25 protein-coding genes are annotated in these 23,032 nt (G+C 67.2%); 5 read left to right on the top strand and 20 right to left on the bottom strand.

Annotation, left to right across the window (positions count from 1 at the left end; genetic code table 11):
• Nucleotides 1–158: 158 nt before the first annotated feature.
• The 9 genes from DS837_RS06675 to cyoA all read right to left on the bottom strand — a co-directional run bounded on the left by DS837_RS06675 (nucleotide 159) and on the right by cyoA (nucleotide 8,055).
• Complete coding sequence (locus tag DS837_RS06675; RefSeq protein WP_014241890.1) at nucleotides 159–443, bottom strand: HU family DNA-binding protein; 285 nt, start codon at nucleotides 441–443, stop codon at nucleotides 159–161.
• A 205-nt stretch (nucleotides 444–648) separates the two neighbouring features.
• Complete coding sequence (locus DS837_RS06670; RefSeq protein WP_014241891.1) at nucleotides 649–1,002, bottom strand: hypothetical protein; 354 nt, start codon at nucleotides 1,000–1,002, stop codon at nucleotides 649–651.
• 126 nt (nucleotides 1,003–1,128) lie between these two features.
• Nucleotides 1,129–1,662, bottom strand: a complete 534-nt coding sequence (locus tag DS837_RS06665; RefSeq protein ID WP_149164000.1) for a response regulator transcription factor — start codon at nucleotides 1,660–1,662, stop codon at nucleotides 1,129–1,131.
• Nucleotides 1,652–2,926, bottom strand: coding sequence for an ATP-binding protein (locus tag DS837_RS06660; RefSeq protein WP_149163999.1), 1,275 nt, complete (start codon nucleotides 2,924–2,926; stop codon nucleotides 1,652–1,654). The genes DS837_RS06665 and DS837_RS06660 overlap by 11 nt, the downstream gene beginning before the upstream one ends.
• A gap of 183 nt (nucleotides 2,927–3,109) precedes the next feature.
• Complete coding sequence (locus DS837_RS06655) at nucleotides 3,110–3,844, bottom strand: SURF1 family protein (RefSeq protein ID WP_211102116.1); 735 nt, start codon at nucleotides 3,842–3,844, stop codon at nucleotides 3,110–3,112.
• A complete protein-coding gene (cyoD, locus tag DS837_RS06650) occupies nucleotides 3,841–4,209 on the bottom strand; it encodes a cytochrome o ubiquinol oxidase subunit IV (protein ID WP_149163998.1) in 369 nt (122 codons plus the stop codon). The genes DS837_RS06655 and cyoD overlap by 4 nt, the downstream gene beginning before the upstream one ends.
• Nucleotides 4,206–4,844 (bottom strand): cytochrome o ubiquinol oxidase subunit III, encoded by a 639-nt coding sequence (gene cyoC / locus DS837_RS06645; RefSeq protein ID WP_094307211.1) that lies wholly within the window; start codon nucleotides 4,842–4,844, stop codon nucleotides 4,206–4,208. The genes cyoD and cyoC overlap by 4 nt, the downstream gene beginning before the upstream one ends.
• Before the next feature lie 3 nt (nucleotides 4,845–4,847).
• Nucleotides 4,848–6,854 (bottom strand): cytochrome o ubiquinol oxidase subunit I, encoded by a 2,007-nt coding sequence (gene cyoB, locus DS837_RS06640; RefSeq protein ID WP_149163997.1) that lies wholly within the window; start codon nucleotides 6,852–6,854, stop codon nucleotides 4,848–4,850.
• 13 nt (nucleotides 6,855–6,867) lie between these two features.
• Complete coding sequence (cyoA, locus tag DS837_RS06635; protein ID WP_149163996.1) at nucleotides 6,868–8,055, bottom strand: ubiquinol oxidase subunit II; 1,188 nt, start codon at nucleotides 8,053–8,055, stop codon at nucleotides 6,868–6,870.
• Between the two features lie 210 nt (nucleotides 8,056–8,265).
• Here cyoA and DS837_RS06630 point away from each other — a divergent pair, with 210 nt between their 5' ends.
• Nucleotides 8,266–9,573: an MFS transporter gene (locus DS837_RS06630; RefSeq protein ID WP_149163995.1), complete on the top strand. Its 1,308-nt coding sequence runs from the start codon at nucleotides 8,266–8,268 to the stop codon at nucleotides 9,571–9,573.
• Between the two features lie 136 nt (nucleotides 9,574–9,709).
• Here DS837_RS06630 and DS837_RS06625 read toward each other — a convergent pair whose 3' ends face one another.
• On the bottom strand, nucleotides 9,710–9,889 hold the full coding sequence (locus DS837_RS06625; protein ID WP_211102114.1) for a hypothetical protein: 180 nt from the start codon (nucleotides 9,887–9,889) through the stop codon (nucleotides 9,710–9,712).
• A 206-nt stretch (nucleotides 9,890–10,095) separates the two neighbouring features.
• Here DS837_RS06625 and DS837_RS31970 point away from each other — a divergent pair, with 206 nt between their 5' ends.
• Entirely contained in the window at nucleotides 10,096–10,269 is a 174-nt protein-coding gene (locus DS837_RS31970) for a hypothetical protein (protein ID WP_014241902.1), read from the top strand.
• Between the two features lie 25 nt (nucleotides 10,270–10,294).
• Here the strand turns inward: DS837_RS31970 and DS837_RS06620 are convergent, their stop codons facing one another.
• The 8 genes from DS837_RS06620 to DS837_RS06585 all read right to left on the bottom strand — a co-directional run bounded on the left by DS837_RS06620 (nucleotide 10,295) and on the right by DS837_RS06585 (nucleotide 17,459).
• Nucleotides 10,295–11,203 carry an NAD(P)H-hydrate dehydratase gene (locus DS837_RS06620; RefSeq protein ID WP_149163994.1) on the bottom strand — a complete coding sequence of 303 codons (909 nt, stop codon included), beginning with the start codon at nucleotides 11,201–11,203 and terminating at the stop codon, nucleotides 10,295–10,297.
• A gap of 11 nt (nucleotides 11,204–11,214) precedes the next feature.
• On the bottom strand, nucleotides 11,215–11,979 hold the full coding sequence (locus DS837_RS06615; RefSeq protein WP_149163993.1) for a histidine phosphatase family protein: 765 nt from the start codon (nucleotides 11,977–11,979) through the stop codon (nucleotides 11,215–11,217).
• Nucleotides 11,980–12,062: 83 nt separating this feature from the next.
• Nucleotides 12,063–12,452, bottom strand: coding sequence for a hypothetical protein (locus tag DS837_RS06610; protein ID WP_149163992.1), 390 nt, complete (start codon nucleotides 12,450–12,452; stop codon nucleotides 12,063–12,065).
• Between the two features lie 83 nt (nucleotides 12,453–12,535).
• A complete protein-coding gene (locus DS837_RS06605; RefSeq protein ID WP_149163991.1) occupies nucleotides 12,536–14,272 on the bottom strand; it encodes a sensor domain-containing diguanylate cyclase in 1,737 nt (578 codons plus the stop codon).
• A gap of 57 nt (nucleotides 14,273–14,329) precedes the next feature.
• A complete protein-coding gene (locus DS837_RS06600; RefSeq protein ID WP_247889802.1) occupies nucleotides 14,330–14,572 on the bottom strand; it encodes a hypothetical protein in 243 nt (80 codons plus the stop codon).
• Nucleotides 14,569–15,114, bottom strand: coding sequence for a hypothetical protein (locus DS837_RS06595; RefSeq protein ID WP_247889801.1), 546 nt, complete (start codon nucleotides 15,112–15,114; stop codon nucleotides 14,569–14,571). The genes DS837_RS06600 and DS837_RS06595 overlap by 4 nt, the downstream gene beginning before the upstream one ends.
• Entirely contained in the window at nucleotides 15,099–17,099 is a 2,001-nt protein-coding gene (locus DS837_RS06590; RefSeq protein ID WP_149163989.1) for a BCCT family transporter, read from the bottom strand. The genes DS837_RS06595 and DS837_RS06590 overlap by 16 nt, the downstream gene beginning before the upstream one ends.
• 120 nt (nucleotides 17,100–17,219) lie before the next feature.
• The gene (locus DS837_RS06585; RefSeq protein ID WP_149163988.1) at nucleotides 17,220–17,459 is read right to left on the bottom strand and encodes a hypothetical protein; all 240 of its coding nucleotides are present in this window, start codon (nucleotides 17,457–17,459) and stop codon (nucleotides 17,220–17,222) included.
• A gap of 107 nt (nucleotides 17,460–17,566) precedes the next feature.
• Here DS837_RS06585 and DS837_RS06580 point away from each other — a divergent pair, with 107 nt between their 5' ends.
• Nucleotides 17,567–19,198, top strand: a complete 1,632-nt coding sequence (locus DS837_RS06580) for a lysylphosphatidylglycerol synthase domain-containing protein (protein ID WP_149163987.1) — start codon at nucleotides 17,567–17,569, stop codon at nucleotides 19,196–19,198.
• Here DS837_RS06580 and DS837_RS06575 read toward each other — a convergent pair.
• Entirely contained in the window at nucleotides 19,173–20,627 is a 1,455-nt protein-coding gene (locus tag DS837_RS06575; RefSeq protein ID WP_149163986.1) for a TrkH family potassium uptake protein, read from the bottom strand. The genes DS837_RS06580 and DS837_RS06575 overlap by 26 nt on opposite strands.
• Before the next feature lie 332 nt (nucleotides 20,628–20,959).
• Between DS837_RS06575 and DS837_RS06570 the strand changes: the two genes are divergently transcribed.
• Together DS837_RS06570 and DS837_RS06565 are read left to right on the top strand one after the other, a co-directional pair.
• Nucleotides 20,960–21,331 carry an Rrf2 family transcriptional regulator gene (locus DS837_RS06570; protein WP_149163985.1) on the top strand — a complete coding sequence of 124 codons (372 nt, stop codon included), beginning with the start codon at nucleotides 20,960–20,962 and terminating at the stop codon, nucleotides 21,329–21,331.
• Nucleotides 21,332–21,495: 164 nt separating this feature from the next.
• Entirely contained in the window at nucleotides 21,496–22,215 is a 720-nt protein-coding gene (locus DS837_RS06565) for a hypothetical protein (protein ID WP_149163984.1), read from the top strand.
• Between the two features lie 86 nt (nucleotides 22,216–22,301).
• Here the strand turns inward: DS837_RS06565 and DS837_RS06560 are convergent, their stop codons facing one another.
• Nucleotides 22,302–23,027 carry a SapC family protein gene (locus DS837_RS06560; RefSeq protein WP_149163983.1) on the bottom strand — a complete coding sequence of 242 codons (726 nt, stop codon included), beginning with the start codon at nucleotides 23,025–23,027 and terminating at the stop codon, nucleotides 22,302–22,304.
• Between the last annotated feature and the right edge of the window lie 5 nt (nucleotides 23,028–23,032).

Genomic DNA, 23,032 nt, shown 5'->3' with positions numbered 1-23,032 from the left:
GGGGTTGCGCGTGGCGGTGCGTCCGGCACAAGCGCATTCTCCTCACCCGCCCGCTTCACGGGCAACCCTCTCACCGCTTTCAGCGGACCAAAGGTCCGCCTGTCACGTCACCACAAACATGCTGTTTGCGCGTGAGCGGAGGGGAGAGGGCAGGCAACTTACTCGGCCTTGCCGTTGACGGCGTCCTTGAGGGCCTTGCCGGCGGAGAACTTCGGCGCCTTGGAGGCGGCGATCTTGATCTCCGCACCGGTCTGCGGGTTGCGGCCCGTGCGCTCGCCGCGCTCGGCGATCTCGAACTGGCCGAAGCCCGGCAGCTTGACCGTCTCCCCCTTGACCAGCGCGTCCTGCAGGCTCTCCAGAACCGCGTCCAGCGCCTTGCCGGCGTCGGCCTTCGTGCCGCCCAGCTTGCCGGCGATCGCGTCGATGAGATCGGCCTTCGTCATTCCCAAATTCCCCTTGTTCGTGGCGGAACCCCAGCATGCTCCAGGGCTCCAGGCGCCTCTGACCTACCCTGACGGGCGGCGGCGCGCAAGATGCTCCCGCCCGGAATCGACCGGGCGCGACGCTGTGACCCGCAAAAAGTCGGCTTTTCCCGCCAATCCGGCGGATTCGACTAGGCCGAACAGGCGAGCCCTGCCCCACCCGGCGTCAATTGACCAGGGCGGCCTTGACCAGCACGGCGGCGCTTTCCGTGGTGTCGCGCTTGTCCAGCTTCTTGGCGACCTCCTCGATCTCGGCCACCGGCATGACCCGGCGGGCCTGCTTGGCCGCGGTGACGAGACGGCGCTGCGCGAGACGGACCTGATCGCCCAGCTCGGTCAGCGTCTGGTAAGCCTTGCGGCGGGCCTGGGTGTCGATGCTGCCGCTCGTCTCGGTCGCGCGTTCGGTCGCAGCTGCCAGATCCTTGCACGACTGGAGGTACGTGGAGATGGCGTCCGTCAAAAGACGGCGGGCCTCGGTCCGCGGATCGGAGGGGCTGCTGCTCGACGTGGAAAGAGACACTTCACACTGCTCCTTGCTGCTGCGTATGACACACGACTGTAACAGGCCGTGAAAAATGGGCGGAGTGACGGCCATTGTCCAGCGGCCATGCGCATCCTTTGACCGACTGGACAGGAGAAAGCGTGATCAGGGCACCTGTTTCTTCTCCAGCTTCCGGGCCAGGGTGCGCCGGTGCATGCCCAGGCGGCGGGCGGTTTCGGAGATGTTGAAGCCGGTTTCCGCCAGGGTTTCGTGGATGCGCTCCCATTCCAGCGTCTTCAGCGAGGTCGCCCGCGCCCCAAGCGCGATTGAGGGGTCACCCTCCGTCCGCTCGAAGGCCGCCTCGATGTCGTCGGTGTTGGAGGGCTTGGCGAGGTAATGGCAGGCGCCCAGCTTGATCGCCTCGACCGCCGTGGCGATGCTGGCGAAGCCGGTCAGGACGACGATCCGCGTTTCCGGGTCGCTGGCGTGCAGTTCCCGCACGCATTCCAGGCCGGAGCCGCTGCCCAGCTTCAGGTCCACCACCGCGTAGGCGAAGGGCACCGTCTCCAGCAGGGCCCGCAGCCCGTCCAAGCTGTCGCACCAGTAGACCTGATAGCCCCGGCGCTCGAAGGAGCGGCGCAGGACCTTGGCGAAGGCGGCGTCGTCCTCCACCAGGACGAGGGAACGGTCAGTCTCCATGGCTCTCTCCCGCGGACAGGGCGGCGAGCGGCAGGGTCATGGTGACGGAGGCCCCGCCGCCGGGGCGGTTGCGCGCGGCGACCGAGCCGCCCAGCTTGCGCACCACGTTGACCACCAGGAAGAGGCCCAGCCCGCCGCCGGGCCGCCCCTTGCTCGACCGGTAGGGTTTGCCGAATTCCGCCAGCATCCGCTCCTCGAAGCCGGGGCCGGCGTCGTTGACGGTCAGGACGAGGCTGTCCCCCTGCCGCCCGGCGGCGATGCCGACCCAACCGGGGGACACCTCCAGCGCGTTGTCCAGGACGTTGAAGATCACCTGCTTCAGGGCGAGGTCGGAAATGATCCCCTCCCGCGAGCGGACGCTGTTGTCGTAATCGACGCAGGCCGGCGACCGGCTGTCCTTCCACTCCTCCACCAGATCGTCGAGGAAGGCGGTCACGGTGGTGCGCAACGTGCCCTCCCCCCGCGCCTCGCCGGAGGACAGCAGGATGCCCGACACGATGGCCTTGCAGCGGTCGATCTGGTTCTGCATCTCGGCGATGTCCTCGGCCATGTCGGGATCGCCCTTGACCACCGGCATCCGCCGCCAGTCGTTCACGATCACCGACAGGGTGGCGAGCGGCGTCCCCAGCTCGTGCGCGGCCCCGGAGGCGAGCAGGCCGAGACGCACGATGTGGTCCTCCTCCATGGAGCGCTGGCGCAGATCGGCCAGATGGGCGTCGCGGGCGCGCAGGTTGCGGGTAATCTGGGTGATGAAGGGAACGATCAGGCTGGCCGTCAGCACGAAGCACAGGAACATGCCCTGGATGTGCAGCCCCAGCAAAAGCCCCTCCAGCCCCGGCGGCAGGGCCAGCGGGCGGTAGGCGCCGATCAGGAAGGTGAAGCAGGCCGTGGCGACCAGCACCAGCGCCCAGGCCGACCACGCCTCCAGCAGCACCGCCCCCAGCGTGATCTGCAGCAGGTAGAGCGAGATGAAGGGGTTGGACGCGCCGCCGCTGAGGTAGAGCTGCACTGTGAGCGCCGACACGTCGATCAGCAGCTCCAGGAACAGCTGGGTGTTCGACACCGACGTCTGGCGGCGCAGATGCAGGACGCTGGCGATGTTCAGCGCGACCAGGAACAGGATCACCGCGCCCATTTGGTCGAGCGGCAGGGTGATGCCCATCTGGTGGTGCACGATCAGAATCGTCACCACCTGCCCGGCGACGGCGAGCCAGCGCAACTGCACCAGCAGGAACAGGTTCTTCTTGTCGGTGGTGTCGCGCACGGAAAACGTCTGGCCCTTCGCCGGCTTCCTTCGGTCCCCACCTATATGGGCACGATACCCCGGCTTGGCAGCCTTGCCATGGAATCCGGGCGATTTTGATAGCACAAAAAGGCCGGGTGGAAGAGTCCGCGAGAGAGACCTTTCCATCCGGCGAAAGACCATCAAGAAAAAGAGGCTACTTCTTCAACCCCGGCGGCGCCGTTCACTGCGCGCGACATAGAGAGATGCGGCGATCAGCATGAGGGCTAAGGCGAACCATGTCAGCGCATACACGAGGTGGTTGTTCCGGAACTTCAGGACGGTCAGCCCACCGACCGGAGAACCGCCTTGTGGGCTGGCCTCGGCGTCGATGAAATAGGGGGCCGCCTCCGTCACGCCGCGGGCCGCCGCGATGGCCGCCACATCGCGGGAATACCAGCGGTCCTGCGCGGGATCGTTGGAGCGCAGGAAGCCACCCCCCGGCTCGGTCACCCGCAGCAGGCCGGTGACGGTGGTGTCCGCGTCGGTCAACCCCTCGGCGCGGCTGTCGGTGCTGCGCCGCTCGGGCGGGACGAAGCCCCGGTTGACCAGGACGGTGAAACCGCGGTCGGTGCGCAGCGGGGTGAGCACCCAGAAGCCGCCGCCCCGCTCGGTCACCGCCTGGACCAGGGTTTCCTGGTCGTTCAGGAAACGCCCGGTGACGCCGACCCGCCGGTATTCCTGGCTGGCCGCCGTGACGGCGGGCCAGTCCTCCGGGCCGGGGGCTGGAACGGGCGCGGCCTGCGCCCGCTCCTCCACCCGCTGGATCAGGTCCAGCTTCCAGAACAGCCGCTCGACCTGCCAGACGCCGAGCGACGTGAAGACGGCGACGCCCGCCAGCGCCAGGATGCCGAGAAGGATCAGCCCCCGGCGCGGGCGGTGGGTCGCCGTGCCGGTCACGGCAACTGGCTCGGGTCGTGGATCGGCATCATGTTGGTGTTCAGGTGGTACATCACCCACAGCGAACCGGCCAGCATGATGACCACGACGATGAGCGTGAAGATCAGCGACAGCATGGTCCACCCGCCTTCCGCACGTCCGTTCATGTGCAGGAAGAAGATCATGTGGACGACGACCTGGACGGCGGCCAGGGCCATGATCGCGATCGCGGTCATGTTCTTGTCCAGGATCGTCCCGTCCATGACCAGCCAGAAGGGAATGACCGTCAGGATCACCGACAGGACGAAGCCGATCACGTAGCTGCCGAGCGTCCCGTGGGCGCCCTCATGCTCCCCGTGACCATGATGTTCGGCGTGAGAACTCATCGCAGCATTCCCATCAGATAGACGAAGGTGAAGACGCCGATCCAGATGACGTCCAGGAAGTGCCAGAACAGGCTGAGGCACATCAGGCGGCGGCGGTTGGCCGGGATCAGGCCGCGCTTGTTGACCTGGACCATCAGCGTCACCAGCCAGACGAGGCCGAAGGTGACGTGCAGCCCGTGGGTGCCGACCAGCGTGAAGAAGGACGACAGGAAGGCGCTGCGCTGCGGGGTCGCCCCGATGTGGATCAGGTGGGCGAACTCGTACAGCTCGATCGCCAGGAAGGCGGCGCCGAACAGGCCGGTCACCGCCAGCCACAGCTGGGTCTGCGACACCCGCCCCTTCTCCATCGCCAGCATGGCGAAGCCATAGGTGATGGAGGAGAACAGCAGCATGGCGGTGTTCAGCGCCACCAGCGGCAGGTCGAACAGGTCCTTGGGCGACGGCCCGGCGGCGTAGTTGCCGCCGAGCACGCCGTAGGTCGCGAACAGCACCGCGAAGATGAGGCAGTCGCTCATCAGGTAGATCCAGAAGCCCAGCATGGTGCTGGAGCCTTCGGGGTGCGCGTGCTCCTCCACCACGTGGAAGACCGGAGCCTGTTGGGTGCGGCTCCGTTCGGCTGTCAGGGTCGTGCTCATGCTTTACACCTGCCCGGAGAGGAGACGGGTCCGCTCGTTCTCGGTCCGCACCACCACGTCCGCGGGGATGTGGAAGTCGCGGTGATAGTTGAAGGTGTGGTGGATGGCGGCCGCCAGCAGGGCGACGAAGCTCACCGCGGCAAGCCACCAGATGTACCAGACCAGGGCGAAGCCGAGGACCACGCTGATCCCGGCCAGGATCACGCCGGTGCCGCTGTTGCTGGGCATATGGATCGCCTTGTAGCCGCCCAGCGGACGCTTGTAGCCGCGCTTCTTCATGTCCCACCACGCGTCGTTGTCGTGGATCATCGGGGTGAAGGCGAAGTTGTAGTCCGGCGGCGGCGAGGAGGTCGCCCATTCCAGCGTGCGGCCGTCCCACGGGTCGCCCGTGCGGTCGACCAGCTCACGGCGCTTCCAGACGCTGACGGCGATCTGGAGGAGGAAGGCGCCGATGCCCGCCGCAATCAGAACGGCGCCCACGGCGGCGATCTGGAACCAGATCTGGAGCGACGGGTCCTCGAACACGCGCAGGCGGCGGGTGACGCCCATCAGGCCCAGGACGTAGAGCGGCATGAAGGCGACCCAGAAGCCGATCACCCAGCACCAGAAGGAGACCTTGCCCCAGAAGGGATCGAGGCGGAAGCCGAAGGCCTTGGGCCACCAGTAGTAGATGCCGGCGAACAGGCCGAACAGCACGCCGCCGATGATGACGTTGTGGAAGTGGGCGATCAGGAACAGGCTGTTGTGCAGGACGAAGTCCGCCGGCGGAACGGCCAGCAGAACGCCCGTCATGCCGCCGACCACGAAGGTCAGCATGAAGGCGACGGTCCACATCATCGGCAGCTCGAACCGGATGCGGCCGCGGTACATGGTGAACAGCCAGTTGAAGATCTTCGCACCCGTCGGGATCGAGATGATCATCGTCGTGATGCCGAAGAACGAGTTCACGCTGGCGCCCGACCCCATGGTGAAGAAGTGGTGCAGCCACACCAGGTAGGACAGGATCGTGATGACCACCGTCGCGTAGACCATGGAGGTGTAGCCGAACAGCTTCTTGCCCGAGAAGGTCGAGGTGACTTCGGAGAAGATGCCGAAGACCGGCAGGATCAGGATGTAGACCTCCGGGTGGCCCCAGATCCAGATCAGGTTCACGTACATCATCGGGCTGCCGCCGAGATCGTTCGTGAAGAAGTTCGTGCCGACGTAGCGGTCCAGCGACAGCAGGACCAGCGTGGCGGTCAGGATCGGGAAGGAGGCGACGATCAGCACGTTGGTGCAGAGCGACGTCCAGGTGAAGACCGGCATCTTCATCATGGTCATGCCGGGGGCGCGCATCTTGACGATCGTGCAGATCAGGTTGATGCCGGACAATGTTGTTCCGACACCGGCGATCTGCAACGCCCAGATGTAATAGTCGACACCCGTCTCAGGGCTGTAGGCGATGTTGGACAGCGGCGGATAGGCCAGCCAGCCGGTGCGCGCGAACTCGCCGACGAACAGCGAGGCCATGATCAGCACCGCACCGCCCACCGTCATCCAGAAGCTGAAGTTGTTCAGGAACGGGAAGGACACGTCGCGGGCGCCGATCTGCAGTGGCACCACGTAGTTCATCAGGCCCGTGACGAAGGGCATCGCCACGAAGAAGATCATGATGACGCCGTGGGCGGTGAAGATCTGGTCGTAGTGGTGGGCGTTGAGGTAGCCCTCGCTGCCGCCGAAGGCCATGGCCTGCTGGAGGCGCATCATGATGGCGTCGGCGAAGCCGCGCAGCAGCATGACGAGGCCCAGCACCATGTACATGATGCCGATGCGCTTGTGGTCGACGGTGGTGAACCACTCCTTCCAGAGATAGCCCCACAACCGGAAATAGCTCAGCGCCGCGACGAGCGCGAGGCCGCCCAGCACGACCGCGACGAAGGTCGCGACCACGATGGGCTCGTGATAGGGGAAGGACTCCAGGGTCAGACGCCCGAAGAGCGGGTGGGTGGCGACGGTCGATGTGTCGATCATGGCGGTGGGCCGCTCAAGGATTGGCCGTCAGCCGCGGCCCAAACGCAGGGGCGGGCGCGGAGATCGGCGTGATGGAGGAGCGCGGCAGACCCGCGCCAGAAATGGGGCCGGAAATCGGGGACTCGTCGGCGGGGGCGTTCAGCACGCCCAGCGACGACTCGACGGCGCGGCCGGTCAGTTCCTCGGTCGAGCAGATGCCCGCCACATAGACCGGAGCCGGGCCGAGAACCGCGGTGCCGCGGCGGGACAGCTTGTCGTGCATCAGCGGCATCACGTTGTCGATGCCGGCCAGCCCGAGGCCGCCCTTGGCGTCGATGGCCATCATGTCGTGCATGCACATCTTGCCCGGCTCGACGCACATCCCGACGATGGCCTTGAACAGGCCCGAGTCGACGGCGCCGTAGCGGCGCACCGGCTCGTTCTCGCTGGGACGCTCAAGCTGGAGGTAGCCGTCGCGGTCGAGCTTGCCGCCGCCCGCCTTGATGTCCGCCACCCACGTGTCGAAGCCGTCGGCGGCCAGACCGTGGAAGGTGAAGCGCATGTGCGAGAAGCCGGCGCCGCTGTAGTTGGCGGAGAAGCCCTTGTAGCTGCCCGGCTCGTTGATGACGGCGTGCAGCTTCGTCTCCATGCCGGCCATGGCGTAGATCTGCCCGGCCAGCGCCGGGATGTAGAAGGAGTTCATCACCGTCGAGGAGGTGATGTTGAAGCGGATCGGGCGGTCCACCGGGGCGGCCACCTCGTTCACCGTGGCGATGCCGTATTCCGGGTAGATGAACAGCCACTTCCAGTCCAGCGCCACGACGTTGACGTCGAGCATCTTGGTGTCGGCCGGAACCGGGCGCCCGGCGGCGATGCGGTCGAGCGGGCGGTAGGGGTCGAGCAGGTGGGTCGCCATCCAGGTGAGGGCGCCCAGGCAGATGATGATGAGCAGCGGGGCCGCCCAGATCACCAGCTCGAGCTGCGTCGAATGGTCCCAATCCGGGTCGTACTGGGCCGTGCTATTCGACTGGCGGTAGCGCCACGCGAACAGCACCGTCAGCACCATCACCGGAATGATGATGAGAAGCATCAGGAGGGTGGAAATGGTGATGAGGTTGGCCTGTTGGCTCGCCACGTCGCCGGACGGGCTCATCACCACAAGGTTGCAGCCACTCAAAACCGCCATCAGCGGCAGGAGGGCCAAGGCGCGGAAACGGGTCAAGGCAGGACCTGTCAGCAGGGGTTCGCTTTGGATTTGGGCGAAGAGCTAACCCCCACGGGCCGGGTCGGACATTGGACAATTTGTCCAATGCGCCGCGATTTCGCGCCGCCATTGACGCACATCAAAGCAATGCGCCCATGGGCGTGGCAGAATGCCGTTGCGGTGCCTATTTAATTCCCTCTGACGCAATTGCCAGACGGTGGGGGGACCATGGGATCATCGACCACGGCGACCGAACGGGACGCAAGGCTGGTCAATGCCCGCGACCACAGGGTGAATCCCGGTGAAATCGCGATTGGCGTCATCATCGGACGGACGTCCGAATTCTTCGATTTTTTCGTTTATGCCATCGCTTCGGTGATTGTCTTCCCGAAGCTGGTCTTTCCCTATCTTGATCCGCTGACTGGAACGCTGTGGTCCTTCGCGATCTTCGCGCTGGCCTTCGTCGCCCGCCCGGTGGGCAGCATGCTGTTCATGGCCATCGACCGCGCCCACGGGCGCGGCGCCAAACTGACCCTCTCCCTGTTCCTGCTGGGAACCTCGACGGTCGCCATCGCCTTCCTGCCGAGCTACGAGCAGATCGGTGCGGCGGCGATCTGGCTGCTGGCGGCGGCCCGCATCGGCCAGGGCCTCGCGCTGGGCGGCGCCTGGGACGGCCTCGCCTCGCTGCTGGCGCTGAACGCGCCGGAGAACCGGCGCGGCTGGTACGCGATGATTCCGCAGCTCGGCGCGCCCATCGGGCTGATCGTGGCGAGCGCGCTGTTCGCCTATTTCGCCGGCAACCTGTCGGCCGAGGACTTCTTCAGCTGGGGCTGGCGCTACCCGTTCTTCGTGGCCTTCGCCATCAACGTGGTGGCGCTGTTCGCGCGGCTGCGCATCGTGGTGACGCCGGAATACACCCACCTGTTCGAAAGCCGCGAGCTTCAGCCGGTCCCGGTGACCGAGATGCTGCGCAACGAGGGCATGCGCGTCGTGCTGGGCGCCTTCGCCCCGCTGGCCAGCTTCGCGCTGTTCCACATGGTCACCGTCTTCCCGCTGTCCTGGATCTTCCTCTACACGCAGGACACCCCGGCGGACTTCCTGCTGATCGAGGTGGTCGGGGCCTTCTTCGGGTTGGGGGCCATCATCGCCTCCGGCTGGATCGCCGACCGCATCGGCCGCCGCACCCTGGTGGGAAGCTGCGCCGCGGCCATCGCCGTGTTCAGCGGCGTGGCGCCCCTGCTGCTGAACGGCGGGCCGCTGGGCGAACTGGTCTTCATGATCGTTGGCTTCGTGATCCTGGGCCTGTCCTTCGGCCAGTCGTCGGGCGTGGTCGCGTCGGGCTTCACCCAGCGCTACCGCTACACCGGTGCGGCCATCACCTCGGACCTCGCCTGGCTGTTCGGGGCGGGCTTCGCGCCACTGGTCGCGCTGGTGCTGTCGGCAAACTACGGCCTGTTCTCGGCCGGCGCCTACCTGCTATCAGGCGCGGTCTGCACGTTGCTGGCCCTGTGGCTCAACAAGACGCTGGCCAAGTGACCTGAGCGAACGTCGGGAGCCGGACCGGCCTCATCCTTGCGGGATGCGGCGGTCCGGTTCCATCTTTTCGTGCAGAAGGCGCAGGACACGACAGCCGGCGCTTCGCAGCGCTCATGATGCGGCGGGACATCGCCTGTCAATCGTCAATGTCGTTCAGGATGTCGGCAATGGGGCGGTCGTCCAGGCGGCCGTTTCTGCAGTCGTCGACGCCCACCAGGATGGCGCGCCGAAGCTTCCTCAGCTTTTCACGCTCGACCACCGTTTCCCGATGAAGCCGGCGAAGCGCCTCGGACGAGCCGCTGTTCATAGTTGGCATGAACCACTTCCTTCTTCCGAAGGGCATCTCGGGACGATCGATAATCTTTGTCAAGACGCTCGGAACTCTCCGAAATTGCCCACTCGAACGCGCCTTTCTACCCGGCGGCGGTACGCCGGAATCCTGCACGGCGGCTACCCCCGACTTTAATCGTCGTTAAGAGATCGGCGTGCATCCTGCCCTCACACACAGATCGGCAGGTCATCATGTCCCAGTACAATCCCGCTGTCGGCACCACCGAGACCGTTTCCTTTCCGCTCCCTCTCACCGCTCCGGCCCCGGCCAAGAAGCTGCGCGGCCTGCCGCTGGTCGCCCTGTGGGGCGGGCTGATCGCCGCTCCTTGGGTCATCCTCTACCAGGCCGCCAAGCTGGTGTTCTGAGACTGGCGTTTCGAGGCCGGCGGTCTCAGGCCGACAGTTCGGCCATGATCTCCGGCACCTGGGCGAGCAACTCGCGGGCCAGGAAGCCCAGTGGGCCGCGGCGGGCCAGACGGTTGCCGGCCTCGCCGTGCAAATGGACTCCCCAGATCGCCGCCTGGGCCGGGTCGGCGCCCCTTGCGGCCAGCCCGGCGATGACGCCCGCCAGCGTGTCGCCCGACCCCGAGGTGGCGAGACCGACATTGCCGCCGTCATAGGCCCACATCCGCCCGTCCGGCGTGGCGATGTGGGTGCAGGCCCCTTTCAGCACGACGATCACCTTGTGAAGGTCCGCAACGCGGCGGGCGGCCGCGGGTGGGTCGGCCTCCACCTCCTCCCGGCTGATTCCGGACAGGCCGGCCATTTCGCCGGCGTGCGGCGTGATGATCGTCCGGCCGCGGCGGCGGCACAGCGCTTCGTTGGCGTCGTCCAAGCCCATCAGCGCTTCGGCGTCGATGACCAGAACGGGTCCGCCCTCCCCGCCCAGCCCGGCGATCAGCGCGCCGGTCAGGTCGGCGACCGCCCGCTTGTCCATCATGCCGGGACCGATCAGCACCGCGGTGCAGCGGGCTGCTCGCTCACACAACATGTCCACGCAGTCGGGAGCGATGCCGCCCTCCGCCGTTTCATGCAGGCCGAGCACCAGCGCCTCCGGTACGGCGAGCCCGAGATGCGGGGCCACGCTGCGGCAGGTCGCCATCTGGAGCTTGCCCGCCCCGGCGCGCAACGCCGCCGTCCCGGCCAAAAGCACGGCGCCCGGCACCTCCACGCTGCCGCCGATGACCAGCACCCGGCCCCGCCCGTCCTTGTCGGCGCCGTCGCCGGGATGGGGAAGCGGCATGGTGCGCAGCAGGTCACGGGTGACCGGGATCGAGTCGCTTATTGGAAAATCGCTCATCGGAAAACTACTCATCGGACGGCCGCGTTGGCGTCGGGTTCGGCGGTCAGCGGCGCCCCGGCCGCCTCCAGCGGGGCGACGAAGTTGTAACGGCGAAGCTGCATCCGCCCGCTGTGCCCCTGGGCAGGATCGAAGGCGTATTCGGTGACCCCGCAGTTCGCCACGTCGCCCTCACGGTCGATGGCGAGGATCTGCTCCTCCGTCATGCCTTCCAGCAGATAGCGCAGGCACAACACGACGACCTGATGACTGACCACCAGCACGCGCTGCCCGCCATGATGCAGGCTGATGGTGTCGAGCGCGCTGCGCAGCCGCAGGATCACGTCGCACCAGCTTTCCCCGGCGGGCGGGCGGAAGTAGAACTTGCCGAGGAGGCGGCGGAACTCCGCCTGATCGGGGTGTTCCTGCGCGATGCCGACGGCGGTCAGCCGGTCGAGGATGCCGAACTCCTTCTCGCGCAGCCGCTCGTCCACCACAAATTCCGTGGGCTCAACCGGCAGGCCGCCCCCGGCGTGGATGATCTCCGCCGTGCGCCGGGCGCGCCGATAGGGGGAGGTCAGCACCACGTCGGGCCGTTCGCCCGGTGGCAGGGAAGCGAACCAGCGCGCCAGCGCCTCGGACTGCTCCTCACCCTGGCGGCTGAGCGGCACGTCGACGTCGCGCTCCGCGATGTCGATCCGCCCCAGCCCCGCGGCGTAAGCGGCATCGCGCGCGACATTCCCGGCGCTCTCCCCGTGACGGACGACCCAGAGCCTCTGCGGCCAGCGCTGCTGCATGGTGAACGACCCTTTCCCGCCTCAACCATGGCTTTCAACGGGAAAAAGGCCGTTCCGTCACGCAGCGGCGCATCTTTGCGCGATCAGGCCGTCCGGCGCTCGAAGATGCGTTCGGCGGTGGATTTGCCGGGGCGCCAGGGCACGATGCTGATGGGAGCCGTCGGGTCGAGGCTGCCGTTCGCCCGCAGACAGTCGATGGCGGCCAGCGGCTCGTCCCCATGGGGCAGGCCGGGCTGTTCGAGCAGATACCGGCGGTGGTTGTCGGTCACCGCCCAGCCCGGCGGACGGCCAAGCGGGCTGGTGGCGACGACACCGATGGGCTCGGAAACGAGCCACGCCTCGTCCGTGACGCTCCAACCGACGAGGCGGCGCTCGCCGGGACCCGTCCCGGCACCGCCCCTACCAGCACCGATGTCGAGCCAGGCCCACTGGCGCAGGCGGGTGGTGCGGTCACCATCGACGCATACGAACATGATCCCATCCTCTCCCGTGAAGAACCGGCAAGGTGGGTATTGTTCTTCTTTTGTTCCTAACGCGCAAGCGGATTCCGCCCCCGTCAGTCCGGATTCTTGTCGCGAACATCCTTGTAGAAGACATGGGTGCCGCGGCCCGCCTGCTTGGCCCGGTACATCGCGCCGTCCGCCGCCACCAGCAGGCTGCGGGCGTCCGATCCGTCGGTGGGGAACAGGGCGATGCCAACACTGGCGCCGATAACGGCGATAGTGTCCCGCGCTGGGATGGGCAGCGCCACCGCCTCCACGATCTTGGCGGCCACGCCCCCGGCGTCCGCGGCGGAGGCCACATCCTCCAGCACGACGGTGAACTCGTCGCCGCCGACACGGGCCACCGTGTCGCTGCGGCGCAGGCAACCGGCGATTCGCGCGGCGGCGATGCGCAGCACCTCGTCCCCGCAATCGTGGCCCATCCGGTCGTTGACCGCCTTGAACCCGTCGAGGTCGATGAACAGCAGGGCCAACGGGCGCCCGGACCGCCGCGACCGGGCCAGCGCCACGTCCAGACGGTCGAAGAGGAGGCGGCGGTTGGGCAGGCCGGTCAGGGCGTCGTGGTTGGCGAGATGGTCCTTCTCCGCCTCGCTCCGCCGCAGGTCCTCCTCGGCGGCCTTGCGCAGCGTGATGTCCCGCCCGACGCCGACCAGCCCGAGAAGCTCGTTGCCGGCGTCGCGAATCGGGGCCTTCAGGATCTCGACCCAGATCCGCCCGCCATCGGGCAGCGGAATGGTTTCCTCATTGCGCCGCGGCTGGTCCTCGGCATAGACCGAGGCGTCGCCGGCGCGGATGCCGTCAGCCATTTCGGGGGGCCAGATCTCGTGGCTGTCCAGACCGATCAGTTGCTCCAGCGGTCGCCCGGTCCAGGAGGCGAAGGCACGGTTGACCTTGCGCAGCACACCGTCCCGGTCCTTGAAGAAGACGGCGTCGGGGATGGTGTCGATGATCCCCTGCAACAGGGCGTGCTGCCGCAGAAGCTGCTTCTCCGTCTGCCGCCGCTCGGTGATGTCGCGGGCGATGCCGACGACGCCCAGCATCTTGCCGCTGCGGTCGAGGCAGACGGCTTTGGCGGTCTCCATCAGCACGCGGCGCCCGTCCGGGTGGACGAACCACTCCTCGCTGCGCGAGAATCCCTTCTGCATGGCGATCTGGTCGGTCCGCCGCCGCCGCACCGCCGTCTCCGCATCGAACAGCCGATGGTCGGTCAGCCCCAGCGGCGGGCGCCCCGCATAGTCGAGCATCGCCCGGTTGACCTTGAGGTAGGTGCCGTTCACGTCCTTGAAGAAGACGATGTCCGGCATCGAGTCGATCAGGCTTTGCAGCATGGCGCGCTCACGGTCGAGCGCCTCGGTGTCGGTGCCGCCATGGTCCGGAGCGGCCAGGGGAGCGGCGAGTTGCGCCTCGTGCAGGATGCCCAGGCGCCCGTCCGGCAGCGCCATGCCGCTGCGCCGCACCCAGGCGGTCACCGGGCGGCCCTTGGGGTAGAAGGTCCAGCGTCCCGTCGCCGATTCCCCTTCGGCCTGCGGCGCCCCCTCCGGCTGGCTGCCGAAATCGCGGGCCTGGAAGTCGGCGAGCGACGCGGCGTTCCACAGCTCCAGGGCGGCGCGGTTGCCCCAGACCATCCGCCCGCGGCCGCCGTCATGCAGCCAGACCGGCGCCCACAGCCCGTCGAGCCGGGGAAGTTCGGCAACCGTCATGGGGGCCGTCGCCGGACGGGCCGCCGGCGCGCGCGACTCACCGCCGGGGACGCTGTCCCCGGACTGGTCCTGATCTGCCTGATGACGCATGGTGGTGGCCGCCTCGGCACGAAGAATGCACCGGACGGCCTTCTACCATAATTTGGCTCAACCTTCCTCTTCTACCGCGCGTCGTCCGGCGTCATCGATGAGAATGGCCAGTTCCTCATCGGCCAGGATCAGGCTTGGACGCACCGGCAGGCCGAGCAGAGCCTGCATCTCAAGTTCCTGTTCCGACAACTGACGGCAGGCCGCCCGCAGGCGCGCCGCAGACCGTTCGGGAACCGGGCCGAACATGTGGTGCCGGTACCGGCGGGTGAACAGGCGATCGAGAGACGGCAGGGGCATCATGCCATTCCTTGGATCGGCAGCAGCAGAAAGCCGAAGGCCAGACAGAGCAGCGACACCAGAACGAGGCGCAGCGCCCAGGTGCGGCTGCGGGCGCTGGCTGTGTTGCCCCACAGATACTGTTCGAAGGCGATGGAATAGCTGGCGGTCAACAGGTCGGTCAGGTCGGATACGACGGCTGCCTCCCCCTTCTCCTCACGGATGCGCCGCTCCGCCTCGACAAGGTTGCGCAGGCGTGGCGGCTCGTGATGCACGAACAGCCATTCCACCATGAAGACGTGGTAGACGGCCAAGAGCAGGGCCGCGATGCTCGTCACGGCAAAGGCGGCGATGACCAGGGAGACCGGCTCGCCCATCCGATCCGGGTCGAATTGGGTGGCCAGGTTGCCAAGGGCGAACACCGAGAAGGAGATCGCCGCCACCGGCGTTCCAATGCTGCTGCGGATCGATTCGCGGCGCGACCGCTCGCTCAGATAGACGGTTCGAAAATGCTCCAGGCGAAGCTCGCCGGGTGTCATGCCGCCCTCCGTCACCAGCCCATCCACTTGCCGTATTCCTGCACGAAGTCGTGGACAATGGCTTCACGCCCGGTGCGGTCCGGCGGCAACTGCTTGTGCAGGCCGCCACGCAGGATCACCTCGACGCGCATCTGCCAACGCTCGCCCCCCGTCTGCATCTCGGGAAAGGCGAAGGTCAGCGGGTGGAAAGCCCGCGCGCGGATGTCGTAGCTGAACTCCTCCTCCCCGTCGCGCAGGATGACCAGCCCGGCGTTGAAGGGGCTCACATCGATCTCGGCGCGGCGGCCGAGCCGTTCCAACTCCGCCGCGATGTCGCGGAAGGCCGGCTCGACCGTTTCAGCGATGAAGCGGGCCACCTCCCGCCGTGCCCCGACTGCGCCGGGCGGGGCCGCCGCCGCGATGGCCGCCTTGCGCCCGACCATAGCCGCCAGCCGCTGGCGCCAGTCGCCGTCACCGACCGGCTGCACCGGCGCGCCGCCCTGGGAGCCGCCCTGGGGTCCGGCGGGCACCCGCGCCGCCCGCCGGTCCGGCCCCGCCCGACGCTCCGCCCGCAGGCTTGTCACCAGCCCGACGCACATCAGCACCATGACCACCGCAAAGGGCAGCGCCGTGGTCACCGCCGCCGTCTGAAGCGCCTGCAGCCCACCGACCAGAAGCAGCACCGCCGCCACCACGCCGCACAGCACCGCCCAGAAGATGCGCGTGGCGATGGGCGGGTCCTGATTGCCGCCGGACCCGATGATGTCGATCACCAGGGCGCCGGAATCGGCGGAGGTGACGAAGAAGGTGATGACCATCAAGGTCGCGATGGCCGAGGTGATCACGCTAAGCGGGAGGCGGTCGAGCATGACGAACAGGGCCGTTGGCACGTTGTTCTGGACCGCCGCCGCCATGCCGCCGCCTTCGAACATGTCGATGTGGATCGCCGTCTCGCCGAACACAGTGAACCAGACGAAGGTCAGCGCCACCGGAGCGAACAGCACGCCGCCTACGAACTCGCGGATCGTGCGCCCGCGCGACACCCGCGCGATGAACATGCCGACGAAGGGCGCCCAGGAAATCCACCAGCCCCAGTAGAACATCGTCCAGCTCGCCTGCCATTCCGCCCCGGTGTAGGGCAGCGTGCGGAAGCTGGTGTAGGGCAGCGTCCACAGGTAGCGCCCGATGCTCTCCACCAGCGTGGACAGCAGGAACACCGATGGGCCGAGCAGGAAGACGAACAGCAGCAGCAGAAGCCCCGCCAGCATGTTCAGTTCGCTGAGCCGGCGGATGCCGCGCCCGACGCCGCTGACCGCCGAGACGGTGGCGACCGCGGTGATGACGGCGATCAGCACCATCTGCTGGACCGTCCCGACGCTGACCAGCCCGAGATAATCGAGCCCCGCGTTGATCTGCATGACCCCCAGCCCCAGCGAGGTGGCGATGCCGAACAGCGTGCCGACGATCGCCACGATGTCCACCAGATGGCCTGGCCAGCCGCGCAGCCGGTTGCCCAGGAGGGGATAGAGTGCCGACCGGATGGTCAGAGGAAGATCGTGACGGTAGGCGAAATAGCCCAGCGACAGGCCGACCGTGATGTAGATGCCCCAGGCGTGCAGCCCCCAATGCAGGAAAGCCAGATTCATCGCTTCCCGCGCAGCGTCGGGAGTTCCCGCCTCGCCGACCCGCGGGTTGGCGAAATGCAGCACCGGCTCCGCCACGCCGTAGAACAGAAGGCCAATGCCCATACCGGCGCTGAACAGCATGGCGAACCAGCTCAGATAGCTGAATTCCGGCTCGTCGTCGTCCTTGCCCAGCTTGATCGATCCGTAGGGGCTGAAGAACAACCAAAAAGCGAACAAGAGGAAACCGGCAACGGTCAGAATGTAGAACCAGCCGAAGTTGCCGACGATGGCGGACTGGACGGCGGAAACCCGCGCGCCGAACGGCTCGGTGAAGACGCTGGCGAGAAGGACAAACAGGAGAATCAGCCCCCCTGCGGTGAAGGAGACCGTTTTGTTGATCCCGTGCATGGTTTTTCTCCGGCTTCGGGCAGCGCACCCGACTCCGAGGCGCAGCGTCTTTGCCCACACAACGGATCAACCCGGCCGGAGTTTCAAAAAAAGCGCCGCGCTCATGCTTCTGGCGACCGTCTATTCCGGACGGGCTCCAACTTTGCGTTCCGACCGGAGGCGCCGCCGCAGGACCAGCGCGTACCAGGCCAGCAGCACCGTGGTGAACAGCGACAAGGTGAAGGACACGCCGTCCGGCCGCAGGCCGTAGCCCGTGGCGCCGCCGAACAGCGTCACCGAGCTGTCCCAGAGAAAGGCGAGCAGCAGGATCAGCGTGTTGGTCCCCGACAGGCCGGTGGCGAGATAAAGCACAAGATGCATCCATTGCCTCCCGAAGAGCCCTGCCCGGCCATGCGCTTTTTCGCTGAACGGTGTTGTTCTTGTCCGAAGCCCCGTCATCCTAGGCGCCCGGAGCGATCCTGTCAGCCATGGCCCACACCGAAAGCCCCCCGACCTGGACCCAGCGGCTCCTGCGCTACGGCACGGGGGTGCTGATCCTGGCCCTGCTGGCCGGGGCGCTGGTCATCCTGAACCGCTGGCTGGAGCAGTACAGCGTCGCCGACATCCGGCAGGCGCTGGACCGCATCACCGGCGTGCAGCTTCTTGCCGCCTCGGCGGCGGCGGCGGTCAGCTACTGGCTGCTGACGCTCTACGACCTGCTGGCCCTGCGCCATCTGCGGCGGCCCCTGCCCTACCGTTGGGTGGCCTTCACCGCCTTCACCAGCTACGCCTTCAGCCACAGCCTGGGCTTCGCCAGCATCATCGGGGCGACCGTCCGCTACCGCCTCTACGCCCCGCACGGGCTGGGCGGGGTGGAGGTGGCGCAGGTGACGCTGTTCGTGGTCACCACCTTCATGCTCGGGCTGGCGACGGTGATGCCGGTGGTCATGCTGATCGACCCCACGGCGCTGAAGGCGCTGCATGTCCCGCCGGGCAGCGCCACGCTGCTGGGGCTGGCGGCGCTGGCGGTGCTGGTGGCCTACGCGGTGGGCGGCTTCTGGCTGCGCCGGCCGCTGCGGGTGTTCGGACACGCCATCGCCTTCCCCCGCCCGTCCATCGCGGTTCGGCAACTTCTGCTTGGGCTGTGCGACCTGTCGCTGGCGGCGCTGGTCCTCTATCTCTGCCTGCCGCCGAGCGACGCGGTGAGCTACGCCGACGTTCTGGTCGCCTTCGGGCTGGCGCTGGTCGCCGGCATCATCAGCCATGTGCCGGGTGGGCTGGGCGTGTTCGACGCCATCGTCCTGGTCAGCCTGACCCCGGCCATGCCCGGCAACGACGTGATGGCGGGGCTGCTGGTCTTCCGGCTGATCTACTATCTGGCGCCGCTGGTGATCGCCGGGCTGATGTTCGGCGGGGTGGAAGCCTTCCAGGCCCGGCGCCGCATCGGCGGCCTGTCACGGGGCATCTCCGCCGCCATCAGCCCGGCGGTGCCGCTGGTGCTGGCCGCCTGCATCTTCATCACCGGGGCCTTCCTGCTGTTCTCGCGCGCTACGCCCGAGGAGACGCTGCCCGCCCCCTTCGACGCCACGGCGTTGCCGCTGGTGGAGATGTCGCACTTCACCGGCAGCGTCGCCGGGGTGCTGCTGATCCTGCTGGCCCACGCGGTGCAGCGGCGGCTGCACGCCGCCTGGGTGCTGTCGCTGGTGCTGCTGGCGACAGCCTGCGCCTCGGCCCTGCTGAAGGGCGGCGACTGGCCGGAAGCCATCGTGCCGGGACTGATCTTCCTGGCCCTGCTGCCGGCCCGCAAGGAGTTCCACCGCCGCGGCAACATCCTGCGCAATCCCCTGACGCCGAGCTGGTTCATCGCGACCGGCGTGGCGCTGGCCAGCGCCTTCTGGCTGGGCCTGTTCTCGTACAAGCACATCGCCTTCAGCGACGAGCTGTGGTGGCATTTCACCCTGCACGGCGACGCGTCCCGCTTCCTGCGGGCGTCGGTGGCGGTCGGGGTCATCGCGCTCGGCGCCGCCCTGGTCCATCTGGTGTCGGCGGCCAGCCGCGACCCGGAGGAGCAGGAGGAGAAGCCCCCCGCCCCCCTCAGCGCCGCCAGAAGGATGGACTGAGCACGACCAGGATGGTGAAGAACTCCAGCCGCCCGAGCAGCATGCCGGCGGCCAGCGCCCATTTCGCCCCGTCCGGCAGCGTGGCGAAATTTCCGGAGGGTCCGATGGTCGGGCCGAGGCCGGGGCCGACGTTGCTGACCGCGGTCGCCGCTCCCGACAGGGCGGACACCACGTCCACCCCGAGGAAGGCCAGGACGAAGGCCAGCACGAACACCGACATCAGATAGACGAAGCCGAAGCCCATCACCGAGATCATCACGTCGGCGCTGACCGGCTTGCCGTTGTAATTGAGCGGAATCACCAAGTTGGGGCTGTAGAGGCGGCGCTGGAGAGCGCGCAGCACGATGAACAGGATCTCGAACCGGAAGATCTTCAGCCCACCCGAGGTCGATCCGGTGCAGCCGCCGACGAAGGTCAGGATGAAGAAGACCACCGACGCCAACGGCCCCCACCGCTCATAGTCGATGGACGCGTAGCCCGTGGTGGTGACCACCGAGACGACGTTGAAGGTGGTCACGCGGATGGCGTCGTCCCACGGCACGTCCCGCGTCACAGTCAGCCAGACCGACATGCCGAAGGACACCGTGGCGAGGAAGCCGAGGTACCAGCGGATCTGCGTGTCCGCCCAGAAGCTGGCCGCCCGCCCCTGGGCAAGGCTGATGAAGCGGACGAAGGGCATGCCGCCCAGCACCATGAAGACCACCAGGACCCACTCGATGGCCGGGCTGTTCCAGCTGGCGATGGACGCGTCGCGGGTGGAGAAGCCGCCGGTGGACACGGCGGTCATCGCGTGGTTGACGGCGTCGAACCAGGACATCCCCGCATAGGAGAGCATCACCGTGCAGACCGCGGTCAGGGACAGGTAGATCCAGCCCACCGCGATGGCGAGGTCGCTGGCCCGCGGCGTCACTTTGTCCGACCGGTCGGAGGATTCCGAGCGGAAGAGCTGCATGCCGCCGACCTGAAGGAAAGGCAGGATGGCGATGGCCATGCCGATGATGCCGATGCCGCCCAGCCATTGCAGCAGCGACCGCCACAGCAGCAGCCCCGGCGCCAGCCCATCCAGCCCGGAGATCACCGTGGCCCCGGTGGCGGTCAACGACGACATCGCCTCGAAATAGGCGTCGGCCGCCGACAGGTCGATCTGCGACACCATGAAGGGCACGGCGGCAAAGGCGCAGATGACCACCCAGGACAGGGCGGTCAGCAAAAAAGCTTGGCGAACGTTCAGCGCGATCCGGTCCATGCGGTTGGCCAGCATGAACTGGACGCCGAAGAACAGCGTCAGGGCGCAGGCGATGGCGAAGACCATCCAGTCCGGATTGCCGGCCGCCAGATCGACCGTCATTGGCAGCAGCATCGCGACGGCCAGGACGCTGAGAAGCGCGCCGATGATGAAGAAGACGGGGCGGGTGTCGAAACCAGTCATGCACAGGCCATAGCCGATCGGAATTGCGGCCTAAGTTGTCACGATTGCGACGCTTCGGCATGCCCGAAGCGCGCCGTAGGGCGATTTTCCCAATGGGTTACCCCATACAGCCTGTTTGGAGCGGGCCAAAGCCGCCGATCAGCCCAGTGAGTGCGCCACTACCCCGAAAGATGTCTGGAATCGGGCCGGATGCGCCTCCGCAAAGAGGGGCGTGGGACTGGACGGCCGGGGACATCCTGTGCACACTCCGCCCCGACGTACGGCTCAAATCGTCGAGCCTTCCCGGATGGCCGGGACCCGCAGGAAACTGGAACAGACAATGGACTGGCGGCGTGCTTTCGGACGATGCCCTGATCTTTCTTCAGCATTCGATCAAGACGGTGTGGACTCTGGAGATCCTGCTGATTTTACGGCGTGATCCGGGTCAGGGATGGAATTCGGAAGAACTCATTCGCGAATCGCGCAGCAGCACGCTCATCCTCCAGGAAGTCTTGGAGAATCTTCAACAGGCTGGATTGATCGATCTGGACGGGGGCCATCGCATCCGCTACCGCAGCGCGACCCCGGCGCTGGAGCGCCTCGTGGCCGAGATCGCCGTCGCACAAGCGCGGCGTCCAGCGGCGATCACAAAGGCGCTGCTCTCGGTGTCGTCGGATAAGGTCCAGAATTTCGCTGGTGCCTTCCGCGTCGGAAAAAGGACATAAGGGCCTGACGACAAATTCACCCCCGGGACAGGAACGGATTTTGCTAAACTGTCGTTCGAAGTAACCGCATCTGGCCCATCGCCCCCATCCGGAAGAGGGGCTTGCGGCTGCGATTGCCTTGATCTGCCGACCGAATGGCTTCGATGTCCTGTGGAGTTTCCATCATGCCGTTTCACCGACCGGCCCTGGGGCTGGCCCTTGCCACCCTTGCCCTGGCCGGAACCCTGGCGGGTACCCTCGCCGGTGCGGCCCATGCCGCAACCACGGAACGCAACCCCGCTCCCGCCGTCCAAACCGCCCCGGCCACCGCGCCCAACGGCGCGGCCGAGACGGCCCCCGCCGCGAAGGTCACCGGCTTCCGGTCCGCGCGCTTCGGCATGACCGCTGACGAGGTCGCGAAGGCCATCACCAAGGATTTCAAGATCGAGGGCAAGGACATCCGCCGCGAGACCAACGCGACGGAGCGGACCACCAGCCTGATCGTGAAGGTCGACGATCTGCAGACCGGCGCCGGTCCGGCGGTCGTCGCCTACATCCTCGGCCATTCGACGCAGAAGCTGTTCCAGGTGAACATCCTGTGGGGTGGCGCCGTCAATCCGAAGGTTGACCCCAACGCCCTGGTCGGCGCGGCCAACGCGCTGCGCAACTACTTCGTGGCGCAGGGTTACCGACAGGAAGGGATGCTGCTCAACGCGCCGGTCGGCGACGGATCGCAGGTGGTGGTCTTCCGCGGCACCGACAGCCAGGGGCGGATGAGCCTGCTGACCCTCGCGGTCCCGCCGAAGCCCTCGGACGACACCCCCGCCCTGCCGCCGTCGCTCCAGCTCTCCTACATCGAGAAGCCGAACGAGCCGGACGTCTTCAAGATCGAAAAGGGTTTCTAAGCGCCGGCCCTTCCGCCGATCCAGAAAGAAAAAAGGGCGGCGCCGTCATGGCGCCGCCCTTTCCGTTTCCGGCAGGCCGGACCGGATCAGCCCCGGCGGGCAAGCCGGTCGACCAGACCCGACCAGCTGCTGACCGAGATCAGGTGGGCGTAGACCAGGCCCAGCCAGCCGCGGTCGCGCCACTCCACCAGCGTCTCGGCGGGAAGCTGGTTGAAGGCCGTCTCGTCGATCACGTTGAAGCCGGCGAGGCTCAACCGCTCACCGTTGTTCAGGGAGATGTCGGCACGCTTCTCCGACATCAGGCCGGCGGCGGTCACCGCCTCGACGAACTGCGTGGTGAAGGCGCTCTGGGCCTGGACTTCCTTGACGAACTCCAGGGCGTTGTTGGTCAGGGCGGAGGGCTGTCCGTCCACGAAGAAGGGATTGTCCCGGCCCGGAACGACGGCGTCCGCCGCCTCGTCGATGCACAGGGTGAGCTGGGACTTGTCCTCGCTCTCCAGGAAGATGAACGGGTAGCGGCGGACGTAGGCGGGAATGTAGGCCCCCTCCTCCCACGCACCGTTCCCGTCGACGAACAGGTTCTCGCCCGAGCGCAGCCCGAGCAGCGCCACCGGCTGGACTACCGGGCCTTCCGAGAACAGGATCGGGAACTGCTTGCAGGCCGCGGCGAACTCCGCCGCCATCAGCGGCACCGAGTTGGTGGCGGCCGCGAAGGTGAAGTTCGGCTCGGTCCGCAGCGACAGATCGGCGTCACGAGCGGCCACCAGCGGGCGGGGGTTCTTGTAGAACAGGGGCAGGGTCGGTTCGGTCATCGTTC

This window comes from Azospirillum brasilense, from assembly GCF_008365405.1.
Classification (GTDB): Bacteria; Pseudomonadota; Alphaproteobacteria; order Azospirillales; family Azospirillaceae; genus Azospirillum; species Azospirillum brasilense_D.
This window is presented reverse-complemented; position numbering and strand designations above follow the sequence as displayed.